This window comes from Pseudoxanthomonas composti, assembly GCF_004122095.1.
In the GTDB taxonomy this organism is placed as follows: domain Bacteria; phylum Pseudomonadota; class Gammaproteobacteria; order Xanthomonadales; family Xanthomonadaceae; genus Pseudoxanthomonas_A; species Pseudoxanthomonas_A composti.
In genome coordinates, this window is record NZ_SAWZ01000006.1 from 53,656 (window position 1) to 64,781 (window position 11,126).

The window sequence follows — 11,126 nt, forward strand, 5'->3', positions numbered from 1 at the left end:
GTCCTGGGTCATCAACGACGACGCCCGGGACCTGCCCGGGCGTCGTCGTGCGTGTCGCCTGTCGCGTCATGAGCAGCCGCGCCCGCGATTCACCACAGGTACTTGGCCTGGAAGTTGACCTCGCGGCCTTCCAGCGGACGGGCCAGCAGCACGCCGCCGGCGCTGGCCGCATTGCCGAAGATGCGCGAGTTCGACTCGGTCAGCCCCAGCTCGTTGGTCATGTTGGTGCCGCGCAGGTTCAGCTGCCAGTGATCGCCGATGTTGCTGGTCACGCCGAAGTCCACCGTGTGGTACGAGCCCAGCTGCTGCAGGCCCGACTGGTCCTGGGTGTGATCGCCGACATAGGTGTAGGTGACGTACGGCAGGATGTCGCCCCAGGCGGTCACGAAGCGGTAGCTGGGCGTGAACATGCCGCGGAACTTCGGCTGACGCTGCAGCTGCTTGCCCTCGATCGGAGCACAATCTTCCACGCCGTTGATGTTGGTGTAGCGGAAGCAGGCGTCGTAATCGGTGTACTCGCCGTCCAGGTAATTGGCCACCACCTGCAGTCGCAGGTTCTCCACCGGGGTCAGCGCGCCCATCAGGTTCACGCCATTGGACTTGGAGCCATAGATCTGCGGGCTGCCCAACGGCGTGCCCAGCCCATCGGTCGGCTGGTACTGCAGACCGGTGAAGACGCGGTGGTAGGCGCTCAGATCCACGTACACCAGCGGCGACTGGTACTTGAAGCCGACTTCGTAGTTGCGGATCTTCTGCAGCGGCGGGAAGTTGTCGTTGGTGGTGCCGCGGATGCCGTTGTCGAAGTCCAGGAAGTGGCCGCCGGTGTTGACGCGTCCGTAGGCCGAGGTGTGCTCGTTGAAGCTGTAGTTGGCGCCGGCCGTCCACGAGGGATGGGTCTTGTCGTACTTGTTGTGCGCGTAGGTGCCGTCGCACACCGGCACGGCGTTGTCGTACAGCGTGAGCGGATTGCCGTCCAGATCTTGGTTGGTCATGTTGCACACATCGCTCTCGGCGTCCTGGTTCTCAAGACGCCCCGACAGGTCCAGCAGCCAGTTGCCCACCCGCCACGAGTCGGACAGGTAGATCGCCTTGTTGGTGGCGCTGCCGCGTTGGACGATGTGGTAGCCGCTGAAATCGGCGAAGCCCTGGCCGTCGGTGCGGTAGTAGGTCTGCCCGCCATCGACGTAGGTGACCGCGATCGGCGTGGCGTTGGGCGTGTTGGTCATGAGCATCTGGTTGCCCAGCGACCACTTGTCGGACATCGAGTAGTGCGCGTAGTACAGGCCGACCGTCAGCGTGTTGCCCTCGAACAGTTCGCGGCTCAGGCGGAAGTCGTTGTTGAAGCTCTTCAGTTGCTTGTGGATGTACCACCAGCCCTGCTGGATCACGCTCTGGTCCAGCGGCACCGCGCCACCGGTGGTGTAGGTGGCGGTGGCCGAACCGGCCGGCAGCTCGAAGCCTCCGGGCGTGTCCGGGTTGTAGAGCATGTCCGCCAGACTGGCCGGGTTGTTGCCCGAGAACAGCGCATTGGTGTCCATGTCGCCTTCATCGAACAGGAAGCGATCGCTGATCGCCCAGCCGTTCTCCAGCTGATAGTCGAAGTTGCCGCCCAGGAAGAGCATCTTGGCGCCACGCCCATCGGCCAGGTCGGCATTGGTGCCGCCGTTGGGATAGCTGGGCAGGTACACGCGCTGCATGGCCTTGCTGTAGTACGTGTCCTTGAGCGGGTCGAAGCCCGGATAGGCGCTGAAGCTGTCGGTGCCGCGCTGGATCAGCGGGATCGGGGTGATGAACTGGTTCTTGTCGTTGAGGTAGCGGCTGTACAGGGTGAACTTGCCCGCGTCGGTCTCGTGCGACAGCGTGGCGGTCAGCTGGCCGCCCTTGTCGGCCTTGAACTGCGGGTCGCGCACGCCGTCGGATTCGCGCCAGAAGCCGCCCACGCTGCCATACCAGCCCTCGGCCAGTTTGAAGCCGGCAAAGCCATCCAGCCGCCACAGCCCCTCGTCGCCGTAGGTCAGCCCGACGCTGCCTGACGGCACGTCGGTGCCGGTCTTGAGGAAGAAGTTGGCCGACGCGCCCATCTGCCCATCGGCGAACACCACCGACGGGCCGCCCTGCAGGATCTCAACGGCCTCGATCGTATCGTCCAGGCGGAACATTGAGGTGGTCTCGAAGAACGACAGCGTCGGCATGCCGTACAGCGGCGAGCCCATCAGCAGCGTGGAGAAGTAGGGCGCATCGCCGCCGCCGGGGAAGCCGGCGATCTCGATGTTGGCGCCGGTCTGGCCACCGCTGGTTTCGGGCCACATGCCCGGCGAGATCTTCAGCAGATCGGCCGTGCTTCTGGGATTGGCCTGCTTGATCTGCTCGGCATTGGCCGTGACGATGTTGAAGCTGGCTTCCAGCTTCTTCACGCCGCCGGCCTGGGCGGTGCCCGAGACCACCACCGTGTCCAGCGTGGTGGCGTTGTCCTTGGACGCCGACGCACTGCTCGCCTGGTTCTGTGCTGGAGCGGTTGCGGCTTCCTGTGCGAAGGCGGTGACATTGAGGCTGGCGGCGATCGCCGCCGACAGCGCATAGCGCGTCAACCAGATGCGTTGCATGGTTCTCCTCCCAGGAGATGTGGTTCCACGTCGTTCAAGAACAGCACGGACACCCACGCGCAGCGATGCTTGCCCCCTTGCTTCTCGCGGCCGGCAATGGCCTCGCGCATGCGATGCGCGGCACGGTAGGGACGACATTACAAATGTGTCAACTTCAGCGCGTCGCGCACGCGGTCCGCGCTGCGAGGCCTTGCACTGTCATGTGCGCGAAACGCGCGGATCTCCGCCGATTCCGGCGTTTTTTGCCCTGATTGCGATCGAGCAGGCTGGCAGGGACGGGCGCGACGAGCATTGCGACGCAGCACGCCGTGGCGCAGGCGCGGCATGCGATTTCCCGCTGGCGCCGGACCCCGGAACAACGCGGTCCAGCGCGTCAGCAGAGCGCTCGCCTTGTGCACGCTCGATTCATTCTCCACTGAGGCAGCCTGCTGCGGCTGTCGCCATCGGCGGCTGACGGCCTCTTCGCGCCTACCTGCGCGGCAACGGTGGCGACCGCGCCGCGCAGTCGGTTACTGCCGCGCGACCACGGTCAGGCCGCTGTAACTACCGCTCAGCCGCACGTAGTAGGTCGTGGTGCCGGAAGGCGTCACGCGCACCGTCTGCGTGGTGCTGCCGGCACGGCTGGAGCGAACGTCGTAGCTGCTGCTGGTCGGCACACGGCCTGCCGCCACGTACATCGCCACGTTGCCAGTGCCGCCGAAGGTCATGAAGCTGACCGGCTTGCCGGCCGCGGCCTGGAAGCTGTACAGCGCATCGCCGCCCTGGCTGCCCAGGCCGCGCATCTCCACCTTGTTGGTCAGTGTCTTGGTCGGCGGCACGCAGCTGCTGTCCGTTGGCGCGCACGGCGGGGTGGTCGCCATCTGCAGCAGCATGTCCACATCCAGGATGCCCGCGCCGATCGGCGTGGTGCTGGGGATCGCCACCGGGAACGGCCGCGCGCTGCTGCGCAGCAGCTCACGCATGCCGCTCCAAGTGAACGGGGTGGTGGCCACGCTCTGCACCATCGCCACGGCCGCGGCGACGTGGGGCGAGGCCATCGAGGTGCCGGCCAGCCCGCCGATCTGCCACTCGCCGGTGGGCGCGGTGGCGCTGGCGTTGACGACCTGGAAGATGTAGCCGCCGGGGTTGCCGTCGATGTCGCCGCCACCGCCCGGCGCGGCGATGTCCACACGGCTGCCGTAGTTGGAGTAGCTGGCGCGACCACCATTGATGCGCGAGGCGCCCACGCTGATGACGCCGTTGCACGAGGACATGGTGTAGGTGCCGGCGTTGGCGTTGGAGTTGCCGGCGGCCACCACGATGATGCTGCCCTTGGCGTTGATCTGGTCGATGGCGTCCTGGTACATCTGCGGGCAGGTGTCCGGGCCGCCGCTGCCCAGGCTCATGTTGATCACCTCGGCCGGGTTCGGATTGGTCGGCAGGCCGGCCACCGGCAGGCCCGCAGCCCACAGCATGCCGTCGGCGATGTCGCTGCCGAAGCCGCCGCAGGATCCAAGCACGCGCACCGGCAGGACCTTGGCCTCGTAGGCCAGGCCAGCGGTGGCCAGGTTGTTGTTGGTGACCTGGGCGATGGTGCCGGCGACGTGGCTGCCATGCCATGAGCTGGGTTCAGGCGCGTTACCGGGTGCGCCCAGCGCAGTGCAGTAGTCCGCTTCCACCCAGTCGCCCAGGTCGTAGCCGCCCGGCGCACGGCCGTCGCTGTCGCGGCGCGACACCCGGCGGTCGGTGATCATGTCGTAGCCCGGCAGCACGTTGGCCGCAAGGTCGGGGTTGTCCTTGACCACGCCGGTGTCGATCACCGCCACCACCACGCCCTGGCCGGTGGAGCGGCTCCAGCCCTGCTCGGCGCTCACCCCGCCGACCGGGTTGTGGAAGTTCCACTGCAGCCGGGCGTAAGCCGGGTCGTTGGGCGTGGTGGAAGCAGCGGCGGCGGCGAACGCGGGCCCGCGCACGCTGGCCTCGTCCAGGCGCTGGTACAGGCGATCGACCTGCACCGACTCCACCGACGGATCGGCCTTGAGTTCGTCGACGAAGATCGCGCGCTCGCTGTCGCTGAGACGGCGTGAGGTCTGCACGACGTGCCAGCCCGGCACCGCCATGTCGCGCAGTACCTTGGCGCTAACTGCGCTGCGCGCCGGCGCGTTGGCGCTGGCCGCCCTGGCCCGCTGCATGCCGCTGCGCGCCACGGCGCTGCTCAGCGTCGTGCTCAGCTGGCTGCGCGCCTGCGTGCCGGTGGCGCGGGTCTTGACGATGAAGCGCTGGCCCAGCTCGGCGGTGGTGGCCGCTTGCGGTACGGGGCCGCGCACGTCGCCCTGGGCGATGGAGGGAGAGGCGGCCTGCGCGCTGCCGGCGAACAGCACGGCGGCCAGGGCGGCGGCGAGGGTGTTGGAAGAGCTCATCTTCGTATCCTGGAGAGAGAAGTCAAAAGGAGGAAACGCGGCGGCGCGTGCACCGCCGCGATGCATCACAGGTCCACGCCGAAGCCGACGCCGGCCGAGGACTCGCCGCCACTGAAGGCGCCGCCCAGGCTGAAGGAGGTGCGCGGCCCCAACTTGCGGCCGTAGCCGATCGATACCGCCTGCTCGCCGCCCTGGACGCCGGCGCCGACCGAGATGCGTCCGCGCGGGCTCTGCGTGCCGGCGGCGTTGATCGCCATGTTCAGCATCGCCGCGCTCATCGCGCCCAGCCGGTCCATGCGCTGCTCCATGCCGTCGAAACGGCGCTCGGTCTCGGCGCGCAACTGGCTGAAGCTGTCGTCCAGCGCGGTGATGCGGGTATTGGTGTAGGCATTGGCGCTGCTCAGCGTGGCGCTGTCGCCCGCGCGCATCTGCGACACGTTGGCCGCATCGGTACCGGCGCTGCCGGCGGCAACATTGGCGATCTGGCGCTCGTTGCCGGTGCTTCCCACCGACACGGTGTTGGCACGGTCGGCGACCGCGCCCTGGCCCAACGCCACCGCATTGCCGGCGCTGGCCGAGGCGCCCTGGCCCAGCGCGGTGGACGAGGCCGCCATCGCGCTGGCGCTTTCGCCCACCGCCACCGCATTGGTCGCCACCGCCGCAACACGGGCGTTGGCACCCACGGCGGTGCTGCCATCGGCGTTGACGCGCGCGTTGGCGCCCACGGCGGTGTCGTTGGGTCCGTAGGCCAGCGACTCGGCGCCCAGGGCCAGTCCGTTCTCGCCATTGGCGGTGGCACCTGAGCCCACGGCCACCGCATTGGTGCCTGCCCCAATGCTCGGCGCGCTGGGTGCGGCACCGCCGCCGCCGACACTGATGCCGCCGGAGCCGCCGATGGCCTCCAGCCGGCTGCCGAAGCCGGTCAGCGCGGTATCGATGGCGCCCATCGCCGAGCCCAGGTCGGTGTACTGCGTGCCCTGCACCAGATAGCGGCCGCCGACCAGGTTGCCGTTGGCGTCGATCATGCTGCCGGCGCCGAACGCCGCGGCCACCTTGCGCATCTGTCCCAGGTTCACCGCATCGGTGTCCAGGGTACCGGCGGCCAGGTTGGTGAGCTGGCGCTCACTGCCGACCGCGCCGATGGACACGGTGTTGTCGCGCTCGGTGATCGAGCCAGCGCCCAGCGCCACGCTGTTGTTGGTGATGGTCGTCTGGTCGTTGACGAACTGCGAGTTGCCGACGCGGGCGCCGGGGCCGATCGCGATGGAGCGGTCGCCAAACACGTCCGCGCCGGTGCCCACGGCAATGCTGTCGTAGAACAGCACGGGGATGTCGCGGAAGAATTCTCCGTTCCACACCATTCCCCCGCCCAGGGCCAGGCTGCGGGTGCCGCCGGCCCAGGCGCCGTTGCCGAGCGCGGTGGCGCCGACGCCCAGGGCGAGCGCGGCCGGGCCGACCGCGGTGGCGTCGTCGCTCTGCGCGAACGCGCTGGGACCGATGGCCACGCTGTGGAGGCCCCAGGCGCGTGCGCCATTGCCGAAGGCGGTGGCCCACTCGGCGATGGCCTGGCTCTGCGCGCCCACTGCCACGGCGGCGTACTGATTGGCCACCGCGGTGGCGCCCACGGCGACGGTGCGGTTGGCGCTGGCCTCGGCCAGGGCGCCGACCGCGGTCGAGCTGTAGGCGGTGGCCAGAGCCCCGCCGCCCAGCGCGGTGGACAGCGGGCCGGTGGCCTGGGTGGCCTGCAACTGCACCCCCTCAACGCCGAAGCCCTCGATGCCCACATCGACGATGCCGCCCACCGCGACGCTGGAGCGGTCGCTGGCGATCGCCCCGGCACCGGCGGCCACGTTGTACTGGCCGCTGGCCTGCGCGCCGGCACCCAGCGCGGTCGCGGCCGCGCCCGTGGCCGAGGTCTGCTGCAGGATCACCACGCCGTTGGACTGGTAGGAAAAATCCAGGTCGAGCATGCCGCCCACGGCGGTGGTGGAGATTTCGGTGGCCAGGCTGTTGTGGCCTGCTGCCAGGGCGTGACTGGCATAGCTGACTGCACCGGCACCCAGGGCGATGGTGCCGGTGCCGACCGCCGAGGCCGCTTCGCCGGCGGCCAGCGCTTCTTCGCCGTCGGCATAGGCCCCGGCCTCGCTCTCGGCGCTGCCGGTGGCCTGGAAGTAGACGCTGGGGTCGTAGGCTGTCGCGCTGGGGCCGGCCGTGGCGTCGCTGGCCGCAGTCTGCGAGGCGCCGCCGGCAGGCATGGCGGTGGTCGCGCGCGGCGTCTGCGCCATGGCCGGCGCTGCCAGGCACAACGCGCAGGCCAGGGCCAGGGCGCTGTAGCGACGGGGATGCGGATGACGGGCGGCGACGCCGCGCAGGGAAGTGCAGTCGTTCATGGCGATCTCTGGCTGGGAATGGACAAGGCAGAAGGCGACGTCGGCGGCGCAGCTGCGCCTCCGCCTCGGTCGGCAGTGGTCTGGACACCGCGCCGTCGTCCCCGGGCGCGCTCTGTCATGTGAACTTAGGGGCGCCGTCATCGCCTTGTCACCCGCAAGTTCTCGCAGGATCATCACCGGATTCTCACTGAACGGGTTCGGCACGGCGGCATGAAGGCGTTCTGGGACTGGCTGGGCCGCGCGCCGCTGGTGGACGAGGTGGATCGACGCAACGCGCGCGTGATCCAGCTGTTGCTGCTGTTCCTGGCGGTGACCATCCCCGCCACGCTGGTGGTCGCACTGGTGCTGGCGTGGCCGCAGCTGCGCGCGCAGCCGCTGCAGCCCGGGTTGGTGATCTCCTTGAGCATGAGCCTGCTGATCGGGGTGAGCGCGGCGATCGGTTTCGTGCGCGTGCGCCGTGGCGCCTTGCGCGGCGGCGTGCAGCTGCTGCTCGGGGCCATGCTCGGCTCGCTGCTGGTCAACGCCGCCATCCACGGCTTCCAGCGGCAGCTGCCGGATCAGCTGGCGCAGATGCTGGCGCTGATCCTGGCTGGCCTGGTGCTGGGGCGCCGCGCGCTGTGGATGACGCTGGTCGGCCTGTTGCTGACGCTGTGCGTCGGCGTGGTCCGCGACAGCGCGCTGCTGCCGGCCGATGCGCGCTCGCTGTTCAACGTGGTGCCGGTGTTGTTCAGTTATCTGCTGGTGGCGCTGCTGCTGGACCGCACCACCCAGGCGCTGCGCGAGAGCCTGCGAGAATCCAACGCCCGCGGTCAGCGCCTGCAGCAGGAAATGCAGGAGCGCGAACGCGCGCAGACCCAGCTGATCCACGCGCAGAAGCGCGAGATCACCGAGCGCATGGCCAGCGGCCTGGCCCACGACTTCAACAACATCCTGGCGGTGATGTCCGGCTTTGCCGCCACGCGCCATGACGACGACACCGGCAGCGACGGCGAGCGCATCGCGCAGCTGGAGGACAGCCTGGCCGAGGTGGAGGCCTCGGCCGAGCGCGGCATGACCATCGTGCGGCGGCTGCTGCGTTTCAGCCGGCGCGAGGCCGAGCATGTCGAGCGTTTCGACGCGGCCGCTGCGGTGGAGGCCTTGCAGCCGATGCTGCGGCAGCTGCTGGAGGCGCGGATCGTGCTGCGTTGCACGCTGCCGGCCGCGCCGGCGCCGATCCGTTTCGAGCGCAGCCAGTTCGACCTGATGCTGCTCAACCTGGCCTCCAACAGCCGCGATGCCATCGCCGAGCGCGGCCACTTCGACATCGACGTCTCCACGACGGAGCAGGGTGTGGTCATCGAGATCGCCGACGACGGCCATGGCATGCCGGCCGAGGTGGCCGCGCAGGCGTTCGAACCGTTCTACAGCACCAAGCCGGCCGACCGCGGCACCGGCCTGGGCCTGGCGGTGGTGCGCGACCTGGTGGTGCGCGCCGGCGGGCGCATCCAGGTGCACAGCACGCAGGGGCAGGGCACGCGCTTTCGCATCGTGCTGCCGCACGCCAAGACGGCCCCGGCTTAGCGCCTGGTCCCTGCCTGGGCGCCGCGACGCGGTGCGCGCTGCACCCTAGGCGGCCGGATCGAAGATGTAGCCCTGGCCGTGCACGGCGGACAGCGGCAGGGGCTCGCCGCAGCGGCGCTGCACCTTGCTGCGCAGGCGGTGCACCATCGAATCCAGGCGGTGCGCATCGAAGTCGTACACGCGCTCGGTCAGCGCCGCGATCAGCGCCTCGCGCGCCACCAGCAGGCCGGGCTGCTCCAGCAGGCGCTGGCACAGGCGGCGTTCGCTGCCGGTCAGCGCCGCGGCGGCGCCGGACGGGGACAGCAGGCACCAGCCGTCCTCGCTCAGCTGCCAGCGCGCGCGCGTCGGGGGCGCGGGCCGGCGCCCGCTCACGCGTCGGGCCAGGCTGTGCAGGGTGGCGGCCAGCAGATCCAGTTCCACGGGCTTTGCCAGGTAGGCATCGGCGCCGCCGGTCAGCCCGCGGATGCGATCCTCGGTCTGGCCCAGGCTGGTCAGCATGACGATGCCGATCTCCGGGTACCGCTGGCGCAGCGTGCCGGCCAGGGTGAAGCCGTCGGTATCGGGCAGGCCCACGTCCAGCACCACGATCTCGGCGCCCTCGCGTTCGAGCCGTTGTTGCAGTTCCGCGCCGGTGCCGCAGCCGTCGACGGCGAAGCCGAAGCGACGCAGGCCGGGGACCAGGATGCGCTCGCGCAGGACCGGATCGTCCTCCAGGAGCAACGTGCGCAAAGGGGCGGCAGCGGGATCGGAAGTCATGCGCGGGCGCAGTTTAGCCGCAGGCGGGCGCCCGCGCCTGCCTGGACGGCGCCATGCGGGCCCGCCCTGGGACGATCCTGCCGGCGGCTCCTTAGCGCCCGGCTTCCACCGGCCTGGTAATGCGTGCCGCTGCCGGGCCCGGGGTATTTGCTAGACTTGCGCGCCTTCTCAAGACCGCCGCGTCCCCGCGCGGCAGCAAAGGCCATCGCCATGCGCGGCACCCTGTACATCGTGGCGGCCCCGTCGGGCGCCGGCAAAAGCAGCATCGTCAACGCCGTGCTGGCGCGCGATCCGCAGATCAGCCTGTCCATCTCCTTCACCTCGCGCGCCGCGCGGCCGGGCGAACGCCACGCCCAGCACTACCACTTCGTCAGCGCCGAGGAGTTCCAGCGCATGATCGAGGCGGGCGATTTCTTCGAGCACGCGCTCGTGCACGGCGACTGGAAGGGCAGCGCCCGGCAGTCGGTGGAGCCGCAGCTGGCGGCCGGCCAGGACGTGCTGCTGGAAATCGACTGGCAGGGCGCGCGCCAGGTGCGCGCCAAGGTGCCCGATGCGGTCAGCGTGTTCATCCTGCCGCCCTCGCGCGATGCGCTGGAGCAGCGCATGCGCCATCGTGGCCAGGACAGCGACGCGGTCATCGCCCAGCGCCTGGCCGCCGCACGCGAGGAGATGTCGCACTACGGCGAGTTCGACTACGTCATCGTCAACGAGGTCTTCGACACCGCGGTGGACGAGATGTGCGCCATCTTCACCGCCAGCCGCCTGCGCAAGGAGCGCCAGGTGGCCCGCCACAGCCGTCTGATCACCGCCTTGCTGGTGGAGTAGCGCGGGTAGCGCAGCCGGCGGTTCGGTGGCCATCCGGATGCCAGATTCGGCGCCAATCAAGCTTAACCGTTTGATTCGTAAAGGGTGGATTGCAAAGCGTCCCGCCTGGGCCTAGAATTGCCGGTCCCATTTTCGCCCGTCACGCGGCCGCACCCGGCCCGCGGTGGCTGGCCGTCAGGAGCCCACATGGCCCGCATCACCGTAGAAGATTGCCTGGAAGTCGTCGACAACCGCTTTGAGCTGGTCATCATGGCCTCCAAGCGCGCCCGCCAGCTGGCCAACGGCGTGCAGCCGACCATCGACAACAGCGAGGACGACGACAAGCCGACCGTGCTGGCGCTGCGCGAAATCGCCGCCCGCAAGATCGACAACGCGCTGATCGACCAGGTCGAGAAGGCCGAGCGCGAGCGCGCCGAGCGCGAAGCCCTGGAGTGGGCCGCGGCCGAAGTGGTGGCCGACGAGGACATGTCCAAGGGCGACGACTGATCCATCGATCGTCCCCGCCGCGTCGCGCCGCCGTGGATCGGCGTGCGTGCACGGCCACAAGGATGCACCTGTAGACAGCCCGCGACCTCGCGGGCTGTCTGCGTTTG

The 11,126-nt window shown here is 69.6% G+C and carries 7 protein-coding genes; 3 read left to right on the top strand and 4 right to left on the bottom strand.

What is annotated here, in order from left to right; all coding sequences use genetic code 11:
- Nucleotides 1-89 precede the first annotated feature (89 nt).
- The 3 genes from EPA99_RS12260 to EPA99_RS12270 form a co-directional block, all read right to left on the bottom strand.
- On the bottom strand, nt 90-2,603 hold the full coding sequence (locus tag EPA99_RS12260; protein WP_129471522.1) for a TonB-dependent receptor: 2,514 nt from the start codon (nt 2,601-2,603) through the stop codon (nt 90-92).
- A gap of 509 nt (nt 2,604-3,112) precedes the next feature.
- Nucleotides 3,113-5,002 carry a S8 family peptidase gene (locus EPA99_RS12265; RefSeq protein WP_129471523.1) on the bottom strand — a complete coding sequence of 630 codons (1,890 nt, stop codon included), beginning with the start codon at nt 5,000-5,002 and terminating at the stop codon, nt 3,113-3,115.
- Nucleotides 5,003-5,067: 65 nt separating this feature from the next.
- On the bottom strand, nt 5,068-7,392 hold the full coding sequence (locus tag EPA99_RS12270) for a YadA family autotransporter adhesin (protein ID WP_129471524.1): 2,325 nt from the start codon (nt 7,390-7,392) through the stop codon (nt 5,068-5,070).
- Nucleotides 7,393-7,602: 210 nt separating this feature from the next.
- On the opposite strand from EPA99_RS12270, the gene EPA99_RS12275 reads away from it, so the two are divergent.
- Nucleotides 7,603-8,952 (top strand): sensor histidine kinase, encoded by a 1,350-nt coding sequence (locus tag EPA99_RS12275; protein ID WP_129471525.1) that lies wholly within the window; start codon nt 7,603-7,605, stop codon nt 8,950-8,952.
- 45 nt (nt 8,953-8,997) lie between these two features.
- Here the strand turns inward: EPA99_RS12275 and EPA99_RS12280 are convergent, their stop codons facing one another.
- Nucleotides 8,998-9,708: a response regulator transcription factor gene (locus tag EPA99_RS12280; protein ID WP_129471526.1), complete on the bottom strand. Its 711-nt coding sequence runs from the start codon at nt 9,706-9,708 to the stop codon at nt 8,998-9,000.
- A 210-nt stretch (nt 9,709-9,918) separates the two neighbouring features.
- On the opposite strand from EPA99_RS12280, the gene gmk reads away from it, so the two are divergent.
- Both gmk and rpoZ read left to right on the top strand, forming a co-directional pair.
- The gene (gene gmk / locus EPA99_RS12285) at nt 9,919-10,533 is read left to right on the top strand and encodes a guanylate kinase (protein WP_129471527.1); all 615 of its coding nucleotides are present in this window, start codon (nt 9,919-9,921) and stop codon (nt 10,531-10,533) included.
- A gap of 186 nt (nt 10,534-10,719) precedes the next feature.
- Nucleotides 10,720-11,019: a DNA-directed RNA polymerase subunit omega gene (gene rpoZ / locus EPA99_RS12290; protein ID WP_129471528.1), complete on the top strand. Its 300-nt coding sequence runs from the start codon at nt 10,720-10,722 to the stop codon at nt 11,017-11,019.
- Nucleotides 11,020-11,126: the final 107 nt, after the last annotated feature.